Annotated in this window: 20 protein-coding genes; 12 read left to right on the plus strand and 8 right to left on the minus strand. The window is 65.7% G+C overall.

Annotated elements, in window-relative coordinates; genetic code table 11:
• Positions 1 to 136: 136 nt before the first annotated feature.
• Both AC57B8_RS31615 and AC57B8_RS31620 read left to right on the plus strand, forming a co-directional pair.
• Positions 137 to 1,201, plus strand: a complete 1,065-nt coding sequence (locus AC57B8_RS31615) for a MerR family transcriptional regulator (protein WP_496481766.1) — start codon at positions 137 to 139, stop codon at positions 1,199 to 1,201.
• Positions 1,198 to 2,628, plus strand: coding sequence for a carotenoid oxygenase family protein (locus AC57B8_RS31620; protein ID WP_496481767.1), 1,431 nt, complete (start codon positions 1,198 to 1,200; stop codon positions 2,626 to 2,628). Before AC57B8_RS31615 ends, AC57B8_RS31620 begins: the two co-directional genes overlap by 4 nt.
• Positions 2,629 to 3,112: 484 nt before the next feature.
• Here the strand turns inward: AC57B8_RS31620 and AC57B8_RS31625 are convergent, their stop codons facing one another.
• Positions 3,113 to 4,066, minus strand: a complete 954-nt coding sequence (locus AC57B8_RS31625) for a LysR family transcriptional regulator (RefSeq protein WP_496481768.1) — start codon at positions 4,064 to 4,066, stop codon at positions 3,113 to 3,115.
• Between the two features lie 135 nt (positions 4,067 to 4,201).
• On the opposite strand from AC57B8_RS31625, the gene AC57B8_RS31630 reads away from it, so the two are divergent.
• The 7 genes from AC57B8_RS31630 to AC57B8_RS31660 are packed head-to-tail and all read left to right on the plus strand — an operon-like array spanning position 4,202 to position 11,912.
• Positions 4,202 to 5,245, plus strand: a complete 1,044-nt coding sequence (locus AC57B8_RS31630) for a porin (RefSeq protein ID WP_159277269.1) — start codon at positions 4,202 to 4,204, stop codon at positions 5,243 to 5,245.
• A gap of 30 nt (positions 5,246 to 5,275) precedes the next feature.
• Positions 5,276 to 6,250: a Bug family tripartite tricarboxylate transporter substrate binding protein gene (locus tag AC57B8_RS31635; RefSeq protein ID WP_070064029.1), complete on the plus strand. Its 975-nt coding sequence runs from the start codon at positions 5,276 to 5,278 to the stop codon at positions 6,248 to 6,250.
• Between the two features lie 13 nt (positions 6,251 to 6,263).
• Positions 6,264 to 7,775 (plus strand): FAD-dependent monooxygenase, encoded by a 1,512-nt coding sequence (locus AC57B8_RS31640; RefSeq protein ID WP_159270793.1) that lies wholly within the window; start codon positions 6,264 to 6,266, stop codon positions 7,773 to 7,775.
• Positions 7,772 to 9,109, plus strand: a complete 1,338-nt coding sequence (locus tag AC57B8_RS31645) for an amidohydrolase family protein (RefSeq protein ID WP_496481769.1) — start codon at positions 7,772 to 7,774, stop codon at positions 9,107 to 9,109. Before AC57B8_RS31640 ends, AC57B8_RS31645 begins: the two co-directional genes overlap by 4 nt.
• A complete protein-coding gene (locus AC57B8_RS31650; protein WP_496481770.1) occupies positions 9,109 to 10,101 on the plus strand; it encodes an alpha/beta hydrolase in 993 nt (330 codons plus the stop codon). Before AC57B8_RS31645 ends, AC57B8_RS31650 begins: the two co-directional genes overlap by 1 nt.
• Positions 10,098 to 11,030, plus strand: coding sequence for a VOC family protein (locus AC57B8_RS31655; protein WP_062472329.1), 933 nt, complete (start codon positions 10,098 to 10,100; stop codon positions 11,028 to 11,030). Before AC57B8_RS31650 ends, AC57B8_RS31655 begins: the two co-directional genes overlap by 4 nt.
• Before the next feature lie 21 nt (positions 11,031 to 11,051).
• Positions 11,052 to 11,912: a fumarylacetoacetate hydrolase family protein gene (locus tag AC57B8_RS31660; protein WP_496481771.1), complete on the plus strand. Its 861-nt coding sequence runs from the start codon at positions 11,052 to 11,054 to the stop codon at positions 11,910 to 11,912.
• A gap of 492 nt (positions 11,913 to 12,404) precedes the next feature.
• On the opposite strand, the gene AC57B8_RS31665 is transcribed toward AC57B8_RS31660, so the two are convergent.
• From AC57B8_RS31665 to AC57B8_RS31695, 7 genes are all read right to left on the minus strand, one after another.
• The gene (locus tag AC57B8_RS31665; RefSeq protein ID WP_496481772.1) at positions 12,405 to 13,997 is read right to left on the minus strand and encodes a tannase/feruloyl esterase family alpha/beta hydrolase; all 1,593 of its coding nucleotides are present in this window, start codon (positions 13,995 to 13,997) and stop codon (positions 12,405 to 12,407) included.
• A gap of 59 nt (positions 13,998 to 14,056) precedes the next feature.
• The gene (locus AC57B8_RS31670) at positions 14,057 to 14,503 is read right to left on the minus strand and encodes a MaoC family dehydratase (protein WP_070059255.1); all 447 of its coding nucleotides are present in this window, start codon (positions 14,501 to 14,503) and stop codon (positions 14,057 to 14,059) included.
• A complete protein-coding gene (locus tag AC57B8_RS31675; RefSeq protein ID WP_496481773.1) occupies positions 14,496 to 16,148 on the minus strand; it encodes an AMP-binding protein in 1,653 nt (550 codons plus the stop codon). Before AC57B8_RS31675 ends, AC57B8_RS31670 begins: the two co-directional genes overlap by 8 nt.
• Positions 16,145 to 16,885: a nitroreductase gene (locus AC57B8_RS31680; RefSeq protein ID WP_496481774.1), complete on the minus strand. Its 741-nt coding sequence runs from the start codon at positions 16,883 to 16,885 to the stop codon at positions 16,145 to 16,147. Before AC57B8_RS31680 ends, AC57B8_RS31675 begins: the two co-directional genes overlap by 4 nt.
• A gap of 13 nt (positions 16,886 to 16,898) precedes the next feature.
• Positions 16,899 to 18,293 carry an MFS transporter gene (locus AC57B8_RS31685; RefSeq protein WP_496481775.1) on the minus strand — a complete coding sequence of 465 codons (1,395 nt, stop codon included), beginning with the start codon at positions 18,291 to 18,293 and terminating at the stop codon, positions 16,899 to 16,901.
• Positions 18,294 to 18,442: 149 nt separating this feature from the next.
• Positions 18,443 to 19,462 carry an AraC family transcriptional regulator gene (locus AC57B8_RS31690; RefSeq protein ID WP_496481776.1) on the minus strand — a complete coding sequence of 340 codons (1,020 nt, stop codon included), beginning with the start codon at positions 19,460 to 19,462 and terminating at the stop codon, positions 18,443 to 18,445.
• Between the two features lie 146 nt (positions 19,463 to 19,608).
• Positions 19,609 to 20,214 (minus strand): TetR/AcrR family transcriptional regulator, encoded by a 606-nt coding sequence (locus AC57B8_RS31695; protein WP_496481777.1) that lies wholly within the window; start codon positions 20,212 to 20,214, stop codon positions 19,609 to 19,611.
• A gap of 132 nt (positions 20,215 to 20,346) precedes the next feature.
• On the opposite strand from AC57B8_RS31695, the gene AC57B8_RS31700 reads away from it, so the two are divergent.
• From AC57B8_RS31700 to AC57B8_RS31710, 3 genes are read left to right on the plus strand one after another with little or no spacing between them, the layout of a single operon-like run.
• Complete coding sequence (locus tag AC57B8_RS31700; protein WP_307585843.1) at positions 20,347 to 21,192, plus strand: alpha/beta fold hydrolase; 846 nt, start codon at positions 20,347 to 20,349, stop codon at positions 21,190 to 21,192.
• A gap of 52 nt (positions 21,193 to 21,244) precedes the next feature.
• Positions 21,245 to 22,339 carry an alkene reductase gene (locus AC57B8_RS31705; protein WP_496481778.1) on the plus strand — a complete coding sequence of 365 codons (1,095 nt, stop codon included), beginning with the start codon at positions 21,245 to 21,247 and terminating at the stop codon, positions 22,337 to 22,339.
• Between the two features lie 60 nt (positions 22,340 to 22,399).
• Positions 22,400 to 23,188 carry an SDR family NAD(P)-dependent oxidoreductase gene (locus tag AC57B8_RS31710; protein ID WP_496481779.1) on the plus strand — a complete coding sequence of 263 codons (789 nt, stop codon included), beginning with the start codon at positions 22,400 to 22,402 and terminating at the stop codon, positions 23,186 to 23,188.
• The last annotated feature ends 7 nt before the right edge of the window (positions 23,189 to 23,195 follow it).

Raw genomic sequence — 23,195 nt, forward strand, 5'->3', positions numbered from 1 at the left:
CGCGGCGGTCCAGCTTCTTGCCAGAGTCGCCTCGGAAGCGACAAAGCTGATGGCGGAGCGACCGCGGGCCAGGAAAAGTGCTTGACCCTCTCGTAACGGCACGGTCTAGGATGCCTTTCAAATTGAGAGGGAAGGCATGTTTCTGAGGATTGGTGAACTGGCCCGGCGCACCGGGCTGACAGTGCGCGCGTTGCGGCACTATGACGATATCGCCCTGCTGGTGCCGTCCGAAAGGTCCAGTGGCGGCTACCGCCTATATGGGCGGAAAGACGTGGCGCGTCTCTACCGCATTCAGGCGTTGCGGCGACTCGACCTGTCGCTTGCCGACATACAAGGCCTGCTCGACAACGCAGCCGGCGGTATCTCGGAAGTCGTGGCGCAGCAGGTGGCGCAGCTCGACCGCGAAATCCTGCAGGCGTCGGCGCTGCGCACCCATCTGCTCGCGGTGCAGGACCAGCTGCAAGCCAGCGAAGAACCCGGCATGGACGACTGGCTGCTGGCACTCGAAAGCATGGTCGCGGGCTCGAAGTACTTCAGCGAAGACGAACAGCGCACGCTCAAGGCGCAGCGCGACGGTTTCGCTGACGCCATGGCGCCCGAGCGTGCCGAGTTGTCGGCGTGGCTGCACCGCCTGGTCGCCGCCGGCGTATCGCCCGAGAGCCCGCAAGCGCAGACCCTGGCTCAACGTTGGATTGAGCTGTTGCTCGACGAAGCTGGCGGCGACGAGGGGCTGCTGATGAAGCTCTACACCATGCACTGGAACGAGCCGTCGCTCCACGCGCTGACCGGTGGGGACCGCGCAGGCATCCGCTACATCTCGCACGCCATGGCCTTCGCGCGCCTCCAGCTCTACGCGCCCTACTGCAGCGTCCGCGACATGGCCAAGCTGCGCCAGCACTACGTTGCGCAGACCGATGCATGGCCGCCGCTTATCGCCGAAGTTCGGCAACAGATGTTGGCAGGGACCCCCATCGATGACGAAGCCATGCGTGCGCTGGCCCGGCGCTGGCAGGAGCTCTCGCTCGCCAAGGTGGGCGGCGATGCCGCACTAGGCGCGAAGCTGCAGCGCGCGTTTCACCACGATTCGGCGCTGCGGGTTGGCTCAGGCATCGACGAGACATTGGCCGCCTACGTCGGGCAAGCCATCGCGCGCCTGAACGACACATCGACCTCACAAATGAACCCCAAAGGCTCCACGTGAACGCAGAAGCACAAACGAACCCTCACTTCTTCGCCGGCAACTACGCACCGCTCGCCGAGGAGCACGACATCACGCACCTCCACATCGAAGGCACGATGCCACTCGGACTGTCGGGTAGCCTGTACCGTGTCGGCCCAAGCCCGCAGTACGCGCCGCGCGACAACAACTACCACTGGTTCTCTGGCGACGGCATGGTGCATGCCTTCCACGTCGACAAGGGCAGCGTGTCGTACAGCAACCGTTGGGCGCGCACGCCGAAATGGCAGCTCGAACATGAAGCCGGGCGCGCGCTCTTCGGCACTTTCGGCAACCCCGCCACCAGCGACCCGCTGGCGCAGGGCCAAAACGGTGGCACGGCCAACACCAGCATGCTGTGGCATGGCGACCGGTTGTTCGCCCTCGAAGAGTCGCATCAACCCTTTGAGCTCGACGCCCACACGCTGGCTTCCAAAGGGCACCAGAGCTTCGGCGACCGGGTGACCTCGCGATGCACCGCGCACCCAAAGGTGGACCCCGAGAGCGGCGAACTGCACTTCTTTGCTTACTCGCCAGACGGCCCTTGTTCGCCGACCATGCTCTACGGCGTGATGGACAAGCACTGCGAGGTCACACGGCTAGAGTCTTTCAAAGCGCCGCATGCCAGCATGGCGCACGACTTCATGGTGACGCGCGGGCATGTGCTCTTTCCCGTTACGCCACTGACGCTCAGCGTGGAACGCGCGATGCGCGGAAAGCCACTGCTGGCCTGGGATGCCGCCCTGCGGACCCATGTTGGCGTGATGCAGCGCAGCGGCACTGCGGACACACTGCGTTGGTTCGACTCCGACGCCTGCCACGTGTTCCATGTGATGAATGCCTGGGACGACGGCGCCACTGTCGTGGCTTACGTGATGCAGTCGGAAACGGCGCCTGGACTGCCCGATGCCGAAGGCCTTGCCGGTGACCCCGCCGCCATGGCTGCACGCCTGTGCCGCTGGACTTTCGATTTGAGCGGCACGGACACGGGATTCCGGCGCGAGTACCTCGACGACTTGGTGGCTGAGTTTCCACGCATCGACGAGCGCTACGCGGGCCGGCGCAACCGCTATGGTTTCTACACCTGCCATGCGACGGCGCGAGCAAGGGATGACTCGGAAAGCGTGCTTTACGACAGCCTAGCCCGTTTCGATTTCGATACCGGCGAGCGCAGCATGTACACGCTGCCGCATGGAGACGTGGTGTCGGAACCGGTGTTCGTGCCGCGCGCCACCGACGCAGCCGAGGGCGACGGCTGGCTGCTCGCCGTGGCCTGGCGTAAACAGGACAGGCGCAGCGACCTGCTGGTATTCGATGCAATGGACTTGGCGGCGGAACCCGTCGCGGTCGCCCGTTTGCCGCATCGCGTACCGTTCGGCTTCCACGGAACTTGGCGACCTGCGCGCATTTGACCCCTTCAGGCCATCAGCCAGTGACTGCCTTCAAGAAGGTCAGGAAACAGGAACCGGCTCGAAGTTCTTTCGCGCGACCGGTGTCATCGAAGACGATTCCCTAGCTCGGGCCACAAAGGACTTTCTCGTCCGTCAAGGCCAGGTAAGAACCTTGCCCGCGAAGTCGTAGAACGGCCAGGACCGGACGTTTGACTCCGCCTCCCGAAGCGCGTGCGCACTGACTGGTAGTCTTGGAGCCTTCCGCGGCGTCCTAGAAAATGCTATGGGCCGCATTGCTCGGATGGATGGTCTTCGGACATTGGTCCAATGCCACCAGTTAGATGGGCATGAGCCTGATCGCGCTCGGCGGAGGCTACGCGGCGCTTCAGGCTCGATCCATCGGGCGCTAGTTGTCGCCCGCGGCAGTCGCACGATGAACGCACGAGCTCATCCGCATCGCGGCCATCCGAGCGACATTCTTCGCACCGCGATTCTTAAGGCCGCGTCACTTCCCACTCGTCCCTCTGCCACGCGTCGTTGTCGCCCGGCTCGGCTGCAAGCCCTGCGCGACTTCGAGTAGCAAGCTGCGGAGCCAAGCGATCGCAGGATCGCGCTCCTGGTACTTGTGCCATTGCATGTGCTCGGCAAACGCAGGGATCTCCACCGGACACTCGACGACGCGCAGCGGAAAGCGCTCGGCGATCTGCTGCGCCAGCCGTGTCGGCAGCGTGGCGATGCGCGGTGTTCCGACCAACAGTGGCGGCACCAGGGTGAAGCTGGGCGCGATGACGTCCTGCCTGCGGGCGCGCTTGCCCACGGCGATCAACTGCTGGTCATAGGTCAGGCGCCGACCACCGCCCCACTCGACACCGATGTGCGAGGCCTCGAAATACTGCTCCGCCGTGAGCTTCTTCGTCATGCCGAAATGCTCGGGACTCACGAGACATGAAAACGTGTCCTCGAACAACAACTCGGAAGGATGCCCGGGCACGATGGCGAACTGCGGCGTGATGAGCAGCTCGATCTCTCCGGCCTGCAACAGGTCGCGAGACTGTGGGCTTCTGGCGCGCAGGTCGAACTCCATCCGCGGCGCTGCGCTGGCCGCGCGCCTGACCACCTCCGACAGCAACACCGAGATGACGTAGTCCGAGGAATCGATGACGAAGCGCCGCTGCGAGGTGGCCGGGTCGAATGTTGGCTGTGCCCGGGAGATGGCCTGCACACGCAGGAGCACGTCGTGAACCGGTTTGACCAGTTCGGCAGCCAGCGGCGTGAGGACGAATGACTTGCCGATGGGCTGCAGCAATTCGTCCTTGAAGTACTCGCGCAGACGCCGCAAGGACAAGCTGGTCGCAGGCTGGCTGAGGAAGACGCGCTCCGCGGCGCGCGTCACGCTGCGGGTGGTCAGGAGGGCGTCGAGCACGACGAGGAGATTCAGGTCGAGTTTGTCGAATCGCATGTCGGTTCTTCCATTTGCGCGGCAAATGACAATACTTTAAACAATTCATTTGTCGCATGGATGTGGGCTGCGAACAATCGAGCCCATCGAGGGACGCCTCGGTCCGTCACCTCACTCACCCGGAGACAAACAAGAATGACCTCATCGCTCGCGCGGCATGCAGCTGCGCCAAGATCCGGCTTGCGCCGTTCGCCTGCCAGGCACATCCATCTGGTGGCCGCGTGCGCGGCATGGGCTGCCACGAGCGCGGGCGCTCAGAGTTCCATCACCCTGTCCGGAAAGGTGGAAATGTCCGTCGACCACCTGCGCATCTCCTCGCCCAACGGCAGCTCCCGCACGCTGACGGCGCTGTCCAGCGACTCGTCGCGCCTGATCTTCGAAGGCGTCGAGGACCTGGGTGGCGGCTGGGGCGCGAAGTTCAAGCTCGATCATGGTTTCAACGCAGACACCGGCACTGTGGGTTTCGGCGGAATCTACTTCGGCCGCGAGGCCATGGTTGGGCTGGTGACGCCCTATGGCGAATTGCGGCTGGGTCGCAACTACATCCCCATGGACGACCTCACCGGGCCGCTCGATCCCTTCTACTTCACCGGCATCGGCGCAGCCTGGCCGATGACCCTCTTCACGCCGCGCATCAACAATTCGGTCAAGTACCTCAGCCCGCGCATGGGCGGCTTTCAAGTGCGTGCGCTTGCCAGTGCCAGCGAAGGCGTCAGGGGTGCGCAATACACCGGCCTGGGCGTCTCTTACAACGACACGAATTTCGACCTGCACGCGGCCTACACCATCCAGAAGAACGCGGTGCCCGCAGGCGATCGCAAGGAATTCATGGTGGGCGGCGACTACAAGTTCGGCGGTCCACGCCTGACCGGTTTCTACATCCAGCGCAACGATCCGGGCCAACCCCGACGTTCCTCGGCATTGGTCGGCACAAACTGGCCGCTCGGCGCCGGTGAAATCCGCGCGAGCTACCTGGTCGAGCGGCAAGGGGCAAGCAAGGCCTCCAGAGTCGCCCTCCAGTACATGCACTTCCTCTCTCGGCGCACGGCCGTCTTTGCCGGCATCGCACGCCTGAACAATGGCGCGGGCTTCTCCGAAACACTGAATCCAGCGCTGCCCGTTCTCGCCAAGGGCGAAGACGTCATGGGCACGCAACTCGGCGTTCGCCACAGCTTCTGACGCGGCCCTTCAAGAAAAAAGGAAATCCCAATGAGACGAGCCTTCCTGACCTTCTGCGCCGCAGCCGCCGCACTGCTGGCGCTCACGCCAGCCTTCGCGCAAGAGACGGCGTATCCCAACAAGCCCATCCATGTCGTGTTTCCCTATCCTGCGGGCTCTTCGCTGGAAGTGGTGGGACGCCTGGTCTCGGAACGCGCCTCGCGCATCCTCGGCCAACCGATCGTGTTCGAGAACAAGGCCGGCGCCAACGGCATCCTCGGCACCACCCAGGTGGCCCGGGCCAAGCCGGACGGCTACACGCTGGCACTGACGACGACCTCGGCCCTGCTCCTGAACAGCCTGCAGCGCAAGGACCTGCCCTACGACCCGGTGCGCAGCTTCACGCCGGTCATTGCCGTCGCTGACATCCCGGTGGGCCTGATCGTCAGCTCGCGGCTGCCCGCGACCGACCTGCGCGCACTCGTAGAGCAGCTGAAGAAGCAGCCGGGGCAGCCCTACGCGAGCGTCGGCATCGGCTCCTTCAACCACTTGCTGATGGAGCAGTTCAAGGCGGTGGCGGGCGTGGACATGCTCCACGTGCCCTACCAGGGCGCCGCGCCCATCATCCCTGAACTGCTCAGCGGTCGCGTGGACGTGACGGTGCTTAGCGTCGGGTCGGTGCTGGGGCAATGGAAAGCGGGACAGGTGCGGGTGCTGGCCTTCATGTCGGACAAGCGCCTGGCATCGCAGCCGGGCGTTCCGACGATGACGGAAGTGTTCCCGTCGTTCCGCCCGTTCGGCAACTGGATGGGCTTCGTCGCACCGGCGAACACGCCGGAGCCGATCGTGCGCAAGCTCAACGCCGCCTTCGCCCAGGCGCTTCAGCTGCCGGAGGTGCGCAAGAAGATCGAGGAAGAACAGTGGCGCGTCATGGGCGGCTCGCCGCAAGACCTGGCGCGCCTGATTTCGAATGATCGCCCGATGGTCGAAGCGGCCATCAAGGCAGCAGGCATCCAGCCTGAATAGGGAGCAAACAAGCATGCAATCATGGGATGTCATCGTGGTGGGGGGTGGCCCTTCGGGCTTGACGCTCGCCGCCGAACTGGCGGGTGCGGGCGCGAAGACGCTGGTGCTCGAACGCAGGACTGAGGGCGTGCAGTCGCGGGCGGGGACCATCCTGCCGCGCGTGCTCGAGTTGTTCGATGCGCGTGGCATTGCGGATCGGTTCATCGAGCGCACGCGCGAGATCGTGCCGTACCCGTTTCGGCCTTCGCACATATGGGCCGGCTTTCATCCGATTCGCTGGCAGTACCTGGAAAGCCGATTCGGCTTCACACTGGGATTGCCACAGAACTTCACCGAAGAAATCCTCTGGCAATGGGCGACCGAGAGCGGCGCGCAAATTCGCCGCGGCACGGAACTGCAGTCCTTCGAGCAGGATGGCAGCGGCGTGACCGTGTCGGTCACCGATGCCCAGGGGGCGCCAGCGACGCTGCGCGCGCGCTACCTCGTCGGCGCGGACGGCGGCCGCAGCACGGTGCGCTCCGGTGCCGGCATCCCGTTCGATGGCCATTCCGGCACCTTCCGCGGCATCGTCATCGATGCGCACCTGGATGCGCCCTGGCCCGGAGGACGCATCAACGTCGACAACGAGATGGGCTGGGTGCGCGGTTACGCCTTCGGTGAAGGCATCACCCGTTTCAACATCGTCCATCGCGACCGACGCATGGCACCGAAGGATGAGCCCGTCACCCTGGAAGAAGCGCTGAAATGCATCGCGGACGTGCACGGCACCGACTACGGCATCACCAGCCACCGCTGGGCATCGCGCTTCGACGACCAGATGCGTTCGGTGCCGTCGCTGCGAAAGGGTCGCGTGTTCCTGGTGGGCGAGTCGGCCCGCATCCACTATCCAGCCAGCGGCGTCGGCATGAACTTCTGCCTGCAGGATGCCTTCAACCTGGGGTGGAAGCTGGCCAACGTGGTCAACGGCCATGCCGATGAGTCGACACTGGACAGCTACGACGCGGAGCGCCTGCCTGTCATGCGCGCCCTGCTGGAGAGCGTCAAGGCGCAGTGTGTGCTGCAGTTCAACTTCGACGAAAGCGGCCTCACACTCAAGCGGCGCATGGCCGAGCAGATCATTCCGCTGCCGGACGTGCAGCGCAAACTGGTGCTGGAGTTGTGCGGGCTGGAAGCGCCGTATCCGCACGAAGCAGGCAACCACGCGCTGACCGGTTGCCGCCTGCCCGACTTCGACCTCCTCACGCTCGATGGCCGGTCGCTTCGGCCGGCCGAGCTCCTGCGCGATCGCAAGTTCCTGCTGCTCGATCTGGAAGGCCAGAGCCGCCAGTTCGAAGCGCTGCAGTGCGCTGGCCTGCCCTTGAACGTCGTCAGCGCCCGCGTCGGCCGTGTACCGGCAGAGATGGACGGCGTGACGGGCATCCTGGTGCGCCCGGACGGCTACGTCGCCTGGGCCAGCAGCGCCTTGGCACGGGCCGGTGAGGTCGAGGCGCAACTGGGCCGCTGGCTCACGCGGAGCAAGCCGTGAACACCCACCGCACCCTCCTGGCCGGTGGCTGGGTCCTGAGCATGGACCCCACCATCGGCGACCTGCGCCGCGGCGACGTCCTGATCGAAGGCGAGCGCATCGTCGCGGTCGCCCCCCACATCGAGACCGAAGCGGCCGAGCGCATCGACGCGCAACGCATGATCGTCATGCCGGGCTTCGTCGACACCCATCGGCACACCTGGCAAACCTGCGTGCGGCATCGCTATGCGGACATCGATCCTCAGATCTACTTCGCGGAAATGCTCGGCGCCAAGGGGGCTGCTTTCCGCACCGAGGACGTCTATGCCGGCACCCTGCTGGGCGCGGTGTCGGCCTTGGACAGCGGAACGACCACGATGCTGGACTGGTCGCATGTCCAGAACACACCGGAGCATGCGGACGCCGCGATCCTGGCCTTGCGCGACGCCGGCATCCGGGGTGTCTTCGCCCATGGCTGGCCGCTGGTCGAGGGGCATTCCTGGATGTTCGACAGCGAACGCGGTCATCCGCAGGACATCCGCAGGCTGCGCAGCCAGTACTTCTCTTCGGACGACCAGTTGCTGACGCTGGCAATGGCTGGGCGCGGCCCGGAAATGGCACGCCGCGAGGTCTGGCTGCAGGACCTGCGCCTGGCGCGCGAACTGGACATTCGCTCCACCATCCACATGGGCGCGTATGCGCGCAATGCACCGGTCCGCGCGATCGCCCAGATGCACCAGGCCGGCGCGCTGGGCGACGACCTCACCTTCGTTCACTGCTGCTTCTGCGGGGACGACGAACTGGCCATGATGGCCGATGCGGGTGTGACGGCCTCGCTGGGGGTTCACTGCGAACTGAACGCGCAGGGAATCGGCGACATCCCCTTCGACCGGCTGCTGGCCGCCGGGATCCGTCCCAGCCTGAGCGGCGATACCGAAACGAAATGCGCCGGCGACATGTTCACGCAGATGCGCCATGCCTTTGCGCACTACCGCTCCTGGATGGGTGGCGGCCATTCGAAGGCCGCGAACGCACCACCGACCATCACTTTGCGTGACGTGCTCGAGTTCGGCACGATCGCCGGTGCAAAGGCCACCGGGCTGGCGCACAAGACGGGATCGCTGACGCCGGGCAAGCAGGCCGACCTCATTCTGGTGCGGCAGGACGACCTGAACCTCACCCCCGTGTCCGACGCCGTCGGGGCCATCGTGCTTGCCGCGCACCCAGGCAATGTCGATTCCGTCTACGTCGCCGGACGCGCGGTGAAGCGCAATGGCCGCATGCTGCACATCGATGTCGACGCGCTGCGCGCCCGCGCCTTCAACTCGCAACAACACGTGCTGGGGGAGATGTGATGCCGGCCATGCCGCAGCTTGATCCCCAACTCGCCGTGGTGGTTGCTGCCCTGCAGGCACGCGGTGCGCCCCCATCGTTCAGCGGCACGCCGGACGAGGCACGCGGTCGCATCCGCGCTGCGGTCATTGCAGCGCGCGAGCGCTCCGTATTGCCGGATGTACGCTCCGTGGAAGACACGGTTGCCGCGCACGCAGACGTGCGCGTTCCGGTGCGCGTGTACCGCCCGCATTCGCACAGGCCGTCGCTGCCGACCGTCGTCTTCTTCCACGGCGGCGGCTTCGTGCTCGGAAGCGTCGAGCTGATGGACGACATCGCGCGCAAGCTGTGTCGCGACATCGAGGCGGTGGTGGTGTCCGTGGACTATCGACTCGCGCCGGAGCATCCCTTTCCCGCCGCGCACGACGACGCGCTGGCTGCCACGTTGTGGGCGCTGGCCAACGCCGTGGCCCTCGGTGGCGATCCCACGTGCGTGGCCGTGGCCGGCGAAAGCGCGGGCGGCAATCTCGCTGCCTCGTCGGCCATCCAGGTTCGCGACCGCGGCTTTGCGCTCGCGGGTCAGCTGCTCATCGTGCCCGGTGTCGATTTCGCGCGCGACACGGTCAGGCTCGAGAGAAACGATGGGTATGCGTATCCAATGCTCACGCCGCACGACCTGCGGGAGGTGGCGCGGCTCTACCTGGGCACGGCAGCGGACCGTGCAACGGACTTTCCTCCGTCTCCCCTGCACTGCGCAGACTTGGGCGACTTGCCCGCCACGGTCATTGCCGTGGCAGGGTGCGACCCCCTGTACAACGAGGGGCTGGCCTATGCGGCGCGGCTGCAGGCGGCTGGCATTGCCACGCAGGTGCTGCACTACGAAGACATGTTCCATCCCTTCTTCGGGTTCTTCGAGGTCTCGGAGGCTGCACGGCGCGCCAATGACGAAATCTGCAGCTGCTTCGCAGCGACCCTGCGTGCCTGCCCCGACGACACAAAGGAGGCTGAGGTATGAATCAAGCCCCCCATGCGTCGGTCCATTCGGTCGACCGCTTCGTGTTCAGCGTGCCCGACCTGCATGAGGCCGAGCAGTTCTACCGCGCCTTCGGCCTGGACGTGCGCCGCGAAGGCAACCGCCTGGCGCTGCACACCTTCGGCCATCCGCATTGCTGGGCCTGGGTCCATGCATCGGGCCGGTCGAAGCAGCTCGAGTACGTGCGCTATGGCGTGCATGCGCATCAGCTGGATGCCTTGCGGGAACGCATTGTCACGGCTGGCCTCGAGGCACAGCCGCACCCGCTGGGCGATGCCGAGGGCGTCTGGCTGCGCAACCCGGACGGCACACACCTGCAGCTCGTGGCAGCGTCGAAGGTGTCGCCCTCGCACAAGTCCCGCCCGGTCGTGACACCGCCCGTCGCACCGGGCCATGGCGCCGCGCCAGCGCGCAGCCGCGCGCTGCAGGTTCGCCCCCGTTACCTGTCGCACGTGCTTTTCTTCACGCCCGACGTGCCGCGAATGATCCGCTTCTCGCAGGAAATCCTGGGCCTGCGGTTGTCCGATCATTCCGGCGACTTGATCGCCTTCCTGCATGGAGCCCATGGCTCCGATCACCATCTGGTGGCCTTCGCGAAGTCGCACGCGGCCGGCCTGCACCATTCGAGCTGGGACGTGGGCAGCATCGACGAGGTCGGGCGCGGCTCCGAGCAGATGCGCAATGCCGGCCATGGGCGAGGCTGGGGCGTGGGGCGGCACGTGCTCGGGTCGAACTACTTCTACTACGTGCGCGATCCGTGGGGCAGCTATGCCGAGTATTCGCACGACATCGACTACGTGCCGGCCGACAGCGAGTGGCCCGCGGCAGACCATCCGCCAGAAGACTCGCTGTATGTGTGGGGGCCTTCGCTGCCCCCCGATTTCATCACCAACCTGGAGCAGCCGGCATAAGCCGGCCTTGAAAGCCACATCATGAGACTCATCGCCTTTATCGCCAGCAACGGCCTGCCCGCCTTGGGCCTGCGAACCGGTTCGCAGGTCGTCAACCTCACCGAAGTCGGATTGCCGTCGACGCTGGACGCGCTGCTCAAGCACCCCGACGGACTGAGCGCAGTGAAGGATGCCGCCGCCCGCGCGACGCAGCACCTGGCGTTCGCCGAGCTGAAACTGCTGCCGCCGCTTCAGAACCCCTCCAAGGCCTTCGCCATCGGCCTGAATTACGTCGATCACGCCTCGGAAAGCAACTTCGAGCCGCCCAAGCACCCGGTCCTGTTCCAGCGCTTTCCCTCTTCATGGGTCGCACACGGCGAGCCCCTGGTGCGCCCGCGGGTCTCCACGCAGTTCGACTATGAGGCGGAACTCGTGGCCATCATCGGTAAGGCAGGCCGCTACATCGCCAAGGAGGATGCGCTGGCGCACGTGGCCGGTTACGCCATTTTCAACGAGGGTTCCATCCGCGACTACCAGTTCCGCTCCGGCCAATGGCTGTGGGGCAAGAACTTCGATCGCAGCGGCGGCTTCGGCCCCGAGTTCGTCACCGCAGACGAACTGCCGACGGGCGCCAGCGGCCTGCAGCTGACCTGTCGCCTGAACGGCGAGGTGCTGCAAAGTGCCAACACGCGCGACATGATCTTTGACGTGGCGACCTTGGTCGCTGCGTGCTCGGAAGGCATGGAATTGCAGCCGGGCGACATGATCATCACCGGCACGCCCTCGGGGGTGGGCTTGGCGCGCACGCCGCAGGTCTGGCTCAAGCCGGGCGACGTCTGCGAAGTGGAGATCGAAGGCATAGGCATTCTGCAAAACCCCGTGATCGACGAAGTGTGGGCCTGAGGCCTGATCGTCCTCCCCCGCTACCACGGGAACAATGGGCAGGCGTGCCGCGCGCAAATGGGGAGCGGCTCGTTCTTGACGGACAGCTCCTCTCAAGCCGAGCCTCTCGAACGTCGGCCACCCATTTGAAGGGGGTATACCCCAAGGGCGGCTATGCAGCGATTGCCCTAGTCGGGATCGGAACAATCGATGTCTGCAACGAGGCCAATACCCGACAACCAAGGCAGTGTGAATCGCTGCGGGGCTCAGTCCAGATCGGGCTTCGTAGGTAGGGTCAGTACGCCGACGCATGCCCTCGCCGCCCGCCGAAGTTGCGCGCTTCGGCGGCCAGAGGGTGCGAGAAACCAGCAGGAGGACACCGTATCCATTGAATGCATCAGCGCGTGTCGAATCCTTCCCGCGCCACCCAGAACGGGCGACGCGCGTTCTCTTCGCGAATGCCTTCACAGATCAGCCTGTGCCAACACTGCTGCGTACACAGCGCCACGACGCCTAGCTAGGTGACATGCAGGTGAAGCTGGACGCCGCGTCGGGATCGCCGGTGCCGTTGTACTTTGGAAACTGCGGGTGCCTGCACATCGGCCGCTGCATGCCCTTGCCCGGCTCGACGCTGCGCGTGGCCACGATCTCGCGGGCGCTGGGATGGGTGCCGGTTTCGATCCAGTCGAACATCGGGGTGACGAGGTCGACGCTGTCCGGGCCCTTGCCGCCTGCCGGCGTGGCGGCGCAGTGGTCGTTGCCTGCCAGCACGTAGTACTCGACGAACCGGTCGGCCGCGGCCTGCCCGCCCGCTGCGGCGACGACCTTGCGGTAGTAGTCCGTGGTGTTGTTCTGCGTGATCAGCCAGTCGGTGGTGCCGTGCATGAGCAGCATCTTGCCGTTGCGGGCCCGGAACCCGCTCAGGTCGGGGTTGACTGCATCGATCAATCGGGCGAGGTGGTCGAGTCGGTTCGTGTACTGCAGCGGGTCGACGTTCAGCGGGTCTGCGGACGGGTCTTGCGCCACGAAGTACTTCATGTAGTCGCCGCCGAGAATCTGAAACGTGGTGCCTCCGATGGCCTGCCACGATGCGTCGTCGGCGGTCTCGCCGCCGACATAGGGAAAGGCCGGCCATGTGTAGCGACCACCCGCCACATCGGTGGGCTCGTACAGGACCTTGGCGGACGCCAGCTGCGCGTCGGTCAGGCAAGAGTCTGCGTCGGCGCCCGTGCATCGGAGCTTGGCCAGATCAGGCTTGCAGGCCTCGGGGTGGCTGATGATGCCGTCCTTCAGGCCGTCGAGTGCATCGCATTGGGACTGCATGAAGTTCGCGAGGGTCTTGACCTTCGGGATGCTCAGGCCCGCCTCGGGCTGGGCCAGCTGCTTGAGTATTTTTTGATACCAGAGGAACTGGCCCGTGTAGGCATTGGCCGGGGCGCGCGCAATCACGCCGTCGAACAGATCGGGATGCCGTTGCGCCTGGATCAACGCCTGGCGCCCGCCGCCCGAACAGCCCTCGTAGACAAACTTCGAGCGGCCGACCGATTCGCCATAGCGCGAGCGGAGCACGGCCTTCGCCGATGCAAGCACCTTGGGCACGGCACCGTCTGCGTAGTCCTGAAGCAACTGGGGGTCCATAGCGAAGGAGCCATTGGGATGCTTGGCCGCATCGTGTCCATGGTTCGTCGCGATGGTCGCGTAGCCGCTTTCCGCGACGCCAGGGCTGTAGGCGCTGGGGTAGATGGCGCCGTCGAAGCCGCCGCCGCCGATGAACAGGACACGCTGGTTCCAGCTGCTGGGCAGCTTGACTTCGAAGGCGAGTTCCGGCGGCATCTCGCCGCGCACGGTGCAGGTCTCCGGCGTGGTGTCTGTCTGGGGCGTCAGCGTCGCCTGCGTGATCGTGGCGCCTTCGAAGGCCCGGCTCAGGAAGCTGTTGCACGCGGCCTGCGCGCTTCCGGCAGCGGACGGGAACAGCGCGGGTGGCGAGTTGCCACCACCGCTGCCGCTGCCGCCGCAGGAAGCAAGCAGCGCCGCAGCAGCCACCACGGACCACGAGGTGATGCGCCGGTGGGTGTCGCGTCGGCATGTGAGAGGGGCCATCTTCATTCTTTGTCTCCTTGTTGGGGCAATGCCCCCGTGAACGCGCACGCTGGCGCGGAAAGCACTCATGCGGCGGGCGTGAAAAGCACCGTGCCCTGCGCGAGCACGCTGGTCCTGTCGTCTGCGCTCTTGATCGCACCTTGCAATTCGAGAACGCAGCCGCCCTTCGAATGCGCGGCCATCGACGTCACGCGCCACTCGATGAGTACCGTCTCGCTCGCCCGTACGGGACGCAGCAGGTCGACCGAGAAGTTCATGCCCAGCACCTTCCCCCTCGTAGCGAAGTGACTGGCGGTCAGCCCCATCAGCAGCGAGGTGGTGTGGGTCGCACTGGCGATCAAGCCGCCGAAGCGCGTGCCCTGTGCAAACGCGGCATCGTGGTGCAGCGGGTTCTCGTCTCCCGCGGCCAGCGCGAAGGCACGCACTTGCGCTTCGTCGAAGGTGTGGGGTCGCGAGAAGCGATAGCCGGGCCCGACAGGCCCCAGGGCCGCGGCCGCTTCGCACTCAGCCATGGCTGGCGAGCCGGGTGATGGCGTCCTGGCTTCCGGCCTGCTGGCGCAAGCGGAACTTCTGGATCTTTCCCGTGGCCGTCTTCGGCAAGGGGATGAAGATCACGCGGCGCGGACACTTGAAGTGCGCCAGCCGCTCGCGGCAGAACGCAATGATCTCCTGCTCGGTGGGCGCGGCGACACCGGCCTTCAGCTCGATGAACACGCACGGCACCTCGCCCCACTTGGGGTCGGGCTGCGCCACCACGGCGGCATGCAGCACCGCCGGGTGTCCATGGACGACGTCTTCGATTTCGACCGACGAGATGTTCTCGCCGCCCGAGATGATCACGTCCTTCGACCGATCGGTGATCTGCGCATACCCGTTGGCATGCAGGACCGCGACGTCACCGGTGCGGAACCAGCCGTCGGCAAGCGCCTTGCGCGTTGCCGCCTCGTTCTTGAAGTAGCCCATCATCACGGTGTTGCCGCGCAGCATGAGCTCGCCCGCCGATTTGCCGTCGGGCACGACGGGTTCGAGGGTGTCGGCATCGCCGACCATGAGGCCTTCGAACATGGCGGCGCGCACGCCCTGGCGCACGCGCAGCGCCCCCTGCTCGGCGGGCGCTAGGTCGTCCCAGCCGTCCTGCCACACGCAACTCACCGGCGTGCCGGAAACCTCCGTGATTCCGAAGACGTGCTCCACGTCGAAGCCCATCGCCAGCACCGCGTTCAGCACGGCGAGCGGCGGCGGTGAGCCGGCCGTCAGCACGCGCACGGGGCGCGGCAGCCGGGTATCTTTCGCCGCGTCCGCGAGCATCGCCATCACGACCGGCGCTGCGCAGAGGTGATCGATCTGATGGCGCTCGATGGCCTCCAGCACGGCGTCGGCAGACACCCGGCGCAGGCAGACATGGGTGCCCGCCGCCGCAGTCACGGCCCAGGTGAAGCACCATCCGTTCGCGTGGAACATGGGCAAGGTCCACAGGTACTTCGGCGCCCGTGGCATCGCCCAGTTCGTGATCTGCAGCAGGCTCATGAGGTAGGTGCCGCGATGGCTGGCGACCACGCCCTTGGGGTCTCCGGTCGTGCCGGAGGTGTAGTTCAGGGCGATGGGTTGCCACTCGTCGCTGGGCCAGCGACCGGCAAAGTCCGGGTCTCCGTTCGCCAGCAGCGATTCGTAGTCGGTCTCGCCGATGCGTTCGCCGGGTGGTGCGAGGTGGTCGTTGATGTCGATGACCGCAGGCGCACGGTCGAGCAGCTTCAGCGCTGCGGCCACCGTGGCGGCGAACTCGCGATCGACCATCAGCAATTTGCACTCGCCGTGGCGCAGGATGAACGCGATGCCTTCGGCATCCAGGCGATGGTTGATTGCGTTGAGCACCGCGCCGGCCAGCGGAATGCCGAAGTGGGCTTCCAGCATGGCCGGCGTGTTGGGCGCGAGCACCGAGACGGTGTCGCCCGGTTCAATGCCTCGCATCGTCAGCGCGGACGCCAGGCGATGGCAGCGCTCGCGCGTCTGCGCCCAGGTTCGCGTCAGCTCGCCGTGCACCACCGCCACGCGGTTCGGATGCGCGAGCGCCGCGCGGTCGAGAAAGCCCAGCGGCGTGAGCGGCACATGATTTGCCGCGCAGCGTTCGAGGCCCCGTGCATAGGATGGCGCGCTCATGCGGTGGTCTCCTTGGAGGTGTCGTGGAAGGTCGTAAACGCGGAGACTGGCTCGCGCTCGGTGACGAGCGAGTTCTCGACCGACGAGGTGTCGGCGTAGCCCAGGCTCATGCCGCAGACCAGCATCTGGCCGGCGGGAATGTCCAGCAGGTCCGCGATCTGGCGATGGAATTTCAGGAACGCGGCCTGCGGGCAGGTGTGGAGGTTGCGGCCGCGCGCGGCCACCATCACGCTCTGCAGGAACATGCCGTAGTCCAGCAGGCTGCCCTCCTCGAGTTCGCGGTCCACCGTGAAGAACAGGCCCACGGGCGCATCGAAGAAGCGGTAGTTGCGCCCGTGCTGCAGGTGCATGCGCTGCTTGTCGCCCTTGGTGATGCCGAGCAATCCGTAGAGGTCCCAGCCGACCTTGCGGCGCCGCTCCAGGTAGGGAGAAAACCATTCGCGCGGGTAGTAGTCGTAGGGCTCGAGCAGTTCGCCCGACCGGCCGGGGTCGTCGTCGAGCGCGGCAATCGCAGCCGACAGGCGGGCCTTGGCAGCTCCCGTCAGCACATGCACATGCCAGGGCTGTATGTTCATGCCGGAGGCGCTGTAGCGCGCGGTCGAGAGGATCGCCTCGACCTCTTCCCTGAGCACCGGCCGGGGCAGGAACGCCCTGACGCTGCGCCGGGTGGCAATGGCCCAGTCGACCGCTCCTTGCAGCGCGTGTGCCTCCAGCGGCGGCGCCATCATTCGGTTCATTGAGGTTTCCTTGCTATTTCGAAGCCGGGCGAATCGCCCCGTCCACACGGCCTGCTTCGCCGGTGCCTGCACGCGCGGCCCTGGCCTGCGTCGACGCGGCGCGCGACTGGTTCACGAACGACACCGCTGCCGCGCCGATGACGCCGGCCAGCGCGATCGCCATGAAGTTCTGCTCGATGGGCAGGCTCAGCGACACGAGCCAGCCGATCAGGATCGGCGCGGCAATGGCGCCGATGCGGCCGACACCCGAGGCAAAGCCGACACCCGTCGAACGCACGGCCGGTGGATAGAAATCGCCGGCGTAGGCATAGGCCAGCAGTTGCGTTCCGAGCGTGGACGCGCCCACCACGAACACGGCGACGAACAGCAGCTTGGTCGATTTCGTGTACGCGAGCGCGGCCAGCGACGCAGCCCCGACCACGTAGAACGCCACCAGCACATGCTTGATGTTGAACTTGTCGCTCAGCAAGCCGCCGCCGATCGCGCCCACGATCGCACCGACGTTGAAGACGATCACGAAGTTCAGGGCCGAGCCCAGGCTGTATCCCGCCATGGCCATGAGCTTGGTCAGCCAGGAGTTCAGCGCGTAGACCATGAACAGCCCCGTCATGAAAGCCACCCAGATCATCACGGTGCTGAACGCGCGTCCGGCGTCGAACAGGGTGCGCACCGGCGCGTCGTGCAGGCGGTCGGTGGACGCGCCGACATACACGGTGCCGGCTGCGTTCGGCTGCTCCGGCGCGAGCTTGGCCGCGATCTCCCCGAGCTGCCGCTGGTCACCCTTCTTGAGAAGAAACGACAGCGATTCGGGCATCATTTTCAGGATGAGCGGAATCAGCAGCACGGGCAGGCCGGCCACATAGAACACCCATTGCCATCCGTGGCTCTCGATGAGCTGCTTGGCAGTGAGCGCAACCAGAATGCCGCCCACGGAGTAGCCCGCGAAAACCATCGTCACCAGGCGCGTGCGCAGCTTCGCCGGTGCGAACTCGCCCATCTGCGCGGTCACGATGGGCAACACCCCGCCGATGCCGAGGCCCGCGATGAAGCGGGCGACGCTGAAGCCGATGGGTTCGGTGGCCAGCCCGGTCAGCGCCGTGAAGACACTGAAGAGCGCCACGCACACCGCGATCATGCGAGGGCGGCCGATGCGGTCTGCCAAGGTGCCCAGGAAGATCGCGCCCAGCATGGTTCCGAACAACGCCGACCCGGCCATGACGCCGGCGCTCGTGGCGTCGACGCCCATGTCTTTCATGATCGATGGCAGCGCGGCGCCCACGACCGCCAGGTCATAGCCGTCGATGACCAGGATCAACACGCACCACCAGAGCACGAGCCCGTGAAAGCCGTTGAACCGGGAGTGCCCCGCCAACGCGTGAATATCGACCTGCTTGCCGGCCTGCTGCATGTTTTCGTCTCCTGTCGTTTGATCTGTCGCGAGATGCGATGTCGACGGGAGGTTAGTTCTGCAGGCGGCACGCTTCCATGCCCGCGCGTCTCGATCTGGATGGGGCGTTCGGACATGTCGGCATCCCTGCCGGACGCCGGCGCTTCGGCCTATTCCGGCGCGGGCGCGGACGAGCGATAGGCGCCGGGGCTGACGCCTGTCCATTTCTTGAAGGCGCGATGGAAGGCGCTGGTTTCCTGGAAGCCGGTGCGCGCGGCGACTTCGGCCACCGTCAGCGACGCACTCGACAAGAGGTCGATGGCGATGTCGCGCCGCAGGTCGTCCTTCACGCGCTGGTAGCTCACGCCCTCCTGCTGCAAGCGGCGTTGCAGCGTGGTGCCGGAAACGCAGAGTTCCTGTGCGAGCTTTTCGAGTTCGGGCCACGCCTCGGGCATCTGGCTTCGCAACCTGTTGCGCACCTGGGCGCTGGTGCTGGCGTCGTTACGGTACTTGACCAGCAGGTTGGCCGGCGCTTCCCTCAGGAAGTTGTCGACCGTGGCGGGCGACTCCGCAATATTCAGGTCCAGCAGATCGCTTGCGAAACTGATGTGCGTGCTCTCGCCATTGAATTTCACGCTCTCGCAAAAGCGCGTTCGGTAGTGGCTGTCGTCGCCGGGCGGCGGGCATCGGAACTGCATCTCGCGCAGGGGAATGCGCCGGTGCACGAGCCAGCAGGCCAGGCCATGGACCAAGATGAACCAGGTGCCGTAGCCGAACAACCGGCGCAGCACGCCGCCGTCATGCAGCACGACGCGCGCCTCGTCGCCGTCGCAGACCAGCTCACCGCGGAAATCGTCCAATGTGGCGTGGAGGAACCTCAGGATGCGGCGCAGCGCATGCGCCAGGTTGTCGGCGTTGACGGCGGCGCGCGTCATCAGCGCATAGCTGCCGCGGCGAAGCCCGTGGCTGTCGAGGCCGAAGAACTCGTCGTCCATCAGGTCGGCCAGCGCCACCCACATCTGCGAATACGCCGCCGCCGAGATGCGCGCACGCGGCGCGTTCAACAGCTCGCGATCAATCTTGGCGCTTTCGAGGACGCTGCTGATGTCCATGTTCCTCAGCGCCGCTGCGTGGATCGCCTCGTGCACCAGTTCAATGGACACGGTTCCCTTCAAGCCTGCAGACTTCATACGCACTCGCTCAAGAATCAGTGGTGGGGCGAGCTCTTTATAAGCGCGTTTCGCGCTGTGCAGGATGCGGCCTCAGGGGACCCGCAGCGTCTGCAGCAATGAGATGCCGCCGACCTCTGTCGTGGGCTGTCGCGGAAGTTGTGCGACTAGGTGCTCTGGGAACCGGAAGCGCCAGGCGTCATCGAGGAAAGCCTCGACAGGACGGCGCTGCGGCAGACATCCAGAATTTCATCGGCCAGTGGCGAGTCGTCAGGACACGCCCGCGACAGCACGATGGCACCGACTGCCTGCGCAATGAGGTCGATCCGCCTGGCGCGTGCGTCGCCGCCCTGATCGCCCTCCTCTGGCGCGTCGAACTGGTTTCCCAGGGTCACCAGCAGGTTTTCAATGCCGGTCGCAAACGCCGTCTTGATCGACTCCGGTTGGCGCGCAGCATCTGCGCACAGGGCGGCCATCGTGCAACCGTCACCCGGTGCATCTCGGTGTTCACGGGACAGATAGTGATGGACAAATGCCATCGCATCGACGCCTTCGGCCTTGGCGGCCGTCTGCGCAAAACCGCAAGTCGCGGCTTGCGCCATCAGGTCGGCCTTGGATTCGAAGTGCTTATAGAACCCGCCGTGGGTAAAGCCTGCGAACGCCATCAAGTCCGCAATCCCCACCCCGTCGTAACCACGCTCGCGAAACAGCGTGGAGGCCGTCTCGACGATGTGCGCCCGGTTCGCCTGTGCCTGCGCCTTGGTGACCTTCATGTCCAGGACCTCTCTAGATGTGCCATCGGTGAAGCCATGAATATACATTGATGTCGATCATCATCAAAGTCCTTGACATCAAAGATGATGATCGACATCATTAAGCCAACTTACCTTGGAAGGCTTCCGAAAATGAGCGATACCCACCTGACCGCACCCACCCGCTTCGTCGAAGTGGATGGCGACAAATTCGCCTATCGTCGCTGGGGCAACACCTCCAGCGGACAGCCCCCTCTGTTCTTCGTCCAGCATTTCCGCGGCGGCCTGGACCACTGGGATCCCCTGTTGACCGATGGTCTGGCCGCGGGCCGCGAGGTCATCCTTTACAACGGTCGCGGCATTGCCTCCTCGACCGGCACGCCCCGCAACCGGATCGAAGACATGGCGGACGACATCGCCCTGGTGATCCGGGCGCTGGGTCTGTCCCAGGTCGATCTGCTTGGTTTCTCGATCGGGGGCTTCCAGGTGCAGGAGGTCGTGCTGCGTCACCCGCAACTGGTTCGAAAGCTCGTCCTGCTCGGCACCGGACTGCGCGGCGGCGATCCGAAGATGGAGCCCAGGGTGCTGGAGGTCGCGCCGAACCCCGTGCCGACCGCGGATGACTTTCTCTACCTGTTCTTCGGCCGCTCGGAAGCTGCCAAGCAGGCGGGTCTGGCCTTCTGGGAGCGCCGCCACCAGCGCGCCGACCAGGACCCGCCCAGCTCGATGGCCGTCGCTCAAGCCCAAGCCGAGGCGCACGCCGCCTACCTGCAGCCGCTGCCGGGTGCGAACCCCTATGCCTTCCTGAACGCCGTCACGCAGCCGACCCTGGTGCTCAACGGCGTCGACGACATCATGATTCCCACGATCAACTCCTGGCATCTGTCGCAGAACATTCCCAACGCGCAGCTGTTGATCTATCCCGACGCCGGACACGGCGCGCAGTTCCAGTATCCCGAGCGCTTCCTGCAACACGCGATCCAGTTCCTCGAGGAGTGATGCCGTAGCGCATCCCGTCCCCGCCCGATCAACGACGACACAGCAAACAAGCATGACTGACAAGACGCTCTTCGAGCCCTACACACTTGGCTCACTCCAACTGTCCAACCGCATCGTGATGGCGCCGCTGACGCGCAATCGGGCAGGCGCGGGTCTGGTGCCCAGCGAGTACGCCGCCACCTACTACGGTCAGCGCGCCTCGGCGGGCCTGATCATCACCGAGGCCACCCAGATCTCGGCCGATGCCCAGGGCTACCAGGACACCCCGGGCCTGTACACGCCGCAGCAGATCGACGGCTGGCGCAAGGTGACCGACGCCGTTCACGCCAAGGGCGGGCGGATCTTCGTGCAGTTGTGGCACGTGGGCCGTATCTCCCACGTCGACCTGCGCCCTGGTGGCACCGCGCCGGTGGCCCCCTCCCCCATCCGCGCCGCGACCAAGACCTTCGTCAACAACGGTTTTCATGACGTCTCCGAGCCACGAGCCCTGACCCTGGATGAGATTCCAGGCATCGTCGAGGATTTCCGCCAGGCTGCGGCCCATGCGATCACTGCGGGGTTCGACGGCGTCGAGGTCCACGGTGCCAACGGCTACCTGCTGGAGCAGTTCATCAAGGACGGTGCCAACACCCGGACGGACGCGTACGGCGGCTCCATCGAGAACCGCGCGCGCCTGTTGCTCGAAGTCACGGCCGCCGTGGCGAAGGAAATCGGTGCCGAACGCACCGGTGTGCGCCTCTCGCCGGTGTCGTCGGCCGGCGCCATTTCGTCCAGCGATCCGCAGTCGCAGTACGACTACATCGCCGAGCAACTCAATGCGATGGGCATCGTCTACCTGCATGTGGTCGAAGGCGCCACCGGGGGTCCGCGCGATGCCGCACCGTTCGATTTCGACGCCTTGCGCACTCGCTTCAAGAACACCTACCTGGCCAACAACGGGTATGACCTCGAACTGGCCAACGCCCGCCTGATCGAGGACAAGGCCGACCTGTTCGTCTTCGGCCGCCCCTTCATCAGCAACCCCGATCTGGTCGAAAGGCTGGAGATCAATGCACCCCTCGCTGCGCTGGACCCCACCACGCTGTATGGCGGTGGCGCCAAAGGCTACATCGACTATCCGACCCTCGCTGATTCCAGCGTCCGATAGTCGTTTTCCCATGCTGCATATCGCGACATGGACACATCTTTTCGATCACGAGCAAAACACATGACCTCCCATTCCACTGTTCTCATCACGGGCGCCTCGACCGGCATTGGCGCCATCTATGCCGACCGCTTCGCACGCCGCGGACACGACCTTGTGCTGGTGGCGCGCGACAAGGCGCGGCTGGAAACGCTCGCGGCGCGCCTGCGTGAGGAAACCGGCGCTGCCGTCGATATCCTTGCGGCCGATCTGACCCAACCCGGCGACCTGGCCGCCGTCGAGACGCGACTGCGCGAGGACGGCAGGATCGAGACCCTGATCAACAACGCCGGGGCCGCACTGTCCGGCCCGTTCATCGACCAGTCGACAGACGATGTCGCCCGCTTGGTCAGCCTCAACACCACCGCACTCGTGAGGCTGGCGAGCGCCATCGCCCCGCGCCTGGTGCAGGCCGGCAAAGGCGCGATCGTCAACATCGGCTCGGTGGTCGGCCTGGCGCCCGAGTTCGGTATGTCGGTCTACGGCGCGACCAAGGCCTTCGTGCTGTTCCTGTCCCAGGGGTTGAGCCTGGAGCTCGCGCCCAAGGGCGTCTACGTGCAGGCGGTGCTGCCGGCCGGCACCCGCACCGAGATCTGGGAGCGCGCGGGCATCGATACCCGTGCAATGCCTGACCTGATGGGCGTAGAAGAGCTGGTGGATGCCGCGCTGGCCGGATTCGACCGCCGTGAACTCGTGACCATCCCGCCGCTGCACGATGCCGCGCGCTGGGAAACGCTGAACGCGGCACGCCAGGCCCTGGTCGGCGACATCCGGCAGGCGCAGGTGGCAGAGCGCTATCGAACCGCCGCCTGAAACGGCA

It is taken from the genome of Variovorax sp. BGA-UO-ETr-C22 (assembly GCF_059567965.1).

Coding starts and splice junctions, on each gene's coding strand:
- AC57B8_RS31680 (WP_496481774.1), bottom strand. CDS start 16,885: ATGAACCGAATGATGGCGCCGCCGCTGGAGGCACACGCGCTGCAAGGA.
- AC57B8_RS31685 (WP_496481775.1), bottom strand. CDS start 18,293: ATGCAGCAGGCCGGCAAGCAGGTCGATATTCACGCGTTGGCGGGGCAC.
- AC57B8_RS31665 (WP_496481772.1), bottom strand. CDS start 13,997: ATGAAGATGGCCCCTCTCACATGCCGACGCGACACCCACCGGCGCATC.
- AC57B8_RS31695 (WP_496481777.1), bottom strand. CDS start 20,214: ATGAAGGTCACCAAGGCGCAGGCACAGGCGAACCGGGCGCACATCGTC.
- AC57B8_RS31655 (WP_062472329.1), top strand. CDS start 10,098: ATGAATCAAGCCCCCCATGCGTCGGTCCATTCGGTCGACCGCTTCGTG.
- AC57B8_RS31705 (WP_496481778.1), top strand. CDS start 21,245: ATGACTGACAAGACGCTCTTCGAGCCCTACACACTTGGCTCACTCCAA.
- AC57B8_RS31700 (WP_307585843.1), top strand. CDS start 20,347: ATGAGCGATACCCACCTGACCGCACCCACCCGCTTCGTCGAAGTGGAT.
- AC57B8_RS31675 (WP_496481773.1), bottom strand. CDS start 16,148: ATGAGCGCGCCATCCTATGCACGGGGCCTCGAACGCTGCGCGGCAAAT.
- AC57B8_RS31630 (WP_159277269.1), top strand. CDS start 4,202: ATGACCTCATCGCTCGCGCGGCATGCAGCTGCGCCAAGATCCGGCTTG.
- AC57B8_RS31640 (WP_159270793.1), top strand. CDS start 6,264: ATGCAATCATGGGATGTCATCGTGGTGGGGGGTGGCCCTTCGGGCTTG.
- AC57B8_RS31670 (WP_070059255.1), bottom strand. CDS start 14,503: ATGGCTGAGTGCGAAGCGGCCGCGGCCCTGGGGCCTGTCGGGCCCGGC.
- AC57B8_RS31710 (WP_496481779.1), top strand. CDS start 22,400: ATGACCTCCCATTCCACTGTTCTCATCACGGGCGCCTCGACCGGCATT.
- AC57B8_RS31615 (WP_496481766.1), top strand. CDS start 137: ATGTTTCTGAGGATTGGTGAACTGGCCCGGCGCACCGGGCTGACAGTG.
- AC57B8_RS31635 (WP_070064029.1), top strand. CDS start 5,276: ATGAGACGAGCCTTCCTGACCTTCTGCGCCGCAGCCGCCGCACTGCTG.
- AC57B8_RS31660 (WP_496481771.1), top strand. CDS start 11,052: ATGAGACTCATCGCCTTTATCGCCAGCAACGGCCTGCCCGCCTTGGGC.
- AC57B8_RS31650 (WP_496481770.1), top strand. CDS start 9,109: ATGCCGGCCATGCCGCAGCTTGATCCCCAACTCGCCGTGGTGGTTGCT.
- AC57B8_RS31625 (WP_496481768.1), bottom strand. CDS start 4,066: ATGCGATTCGACAAACTCGACCTGAATCTCCTCGTCGTGCTCGACGCC.
- AC57B8_RS31690 (WP_496481776.1), bottom strand. CDS start 19,462: ATGAAGTCTGCAGGCTTGAAGGGAACCGTGTCCATTGAACTGGTGCAC.